Origin of the sequence: Vibrio sp. 10N.261.54.A5 (assembly GCF_041471145.1) — a bacterium.
Taxonomy (GTDB): Bacteria; Pseudomonadota; Gammaproteobacteria; order Enterobacterales; family Vibrionaceae; genus Vibrio; species Vibrio crassostreae_C.
The window spans coordinates 1-209 of record NZ_JBFRNU010000116.1 but is presented as its reverse complement, the minus strand read 5'-3'; the positions used below and the strand labels follow the sequence as shown (position 1 = coordinate 209).

The 209-nt window shown below is 42.1% G+C and carries 1 tRNA gene; it reads right to left on the bottom strand.

Going from position 1 to position 209, the window contains the following annotated elements:
* Positions 1-76: 76 nt before the first annotated feature.
* Positions 77-152, bottom strand: a tRNA-Ala gene (locus AB4329_RS22410).
* Positions 153-209: the final 57 nt, after the last annotated feature.

The window sequence follows — 209 nt, the reverse complement described above, 5'->3', positions numbered from 1 at the left end:
TCCAAATTGTTAAAGAGCTAGATATTTCAAAAGAAATAACCATTTTTAAAGATTCTTAAGGAAGAACACTTAAAGATGGTGGAGCTATGCGGGATCGAACCGCAGACCTCCTCGCTGCCAGCGAGGCGCTCTCCCAGCTGAGCTATAGCCCCATCTGGAAAAGTATTTCCTACTCTTAACTTATTAAACCATCAATCTGTGTGGGTACT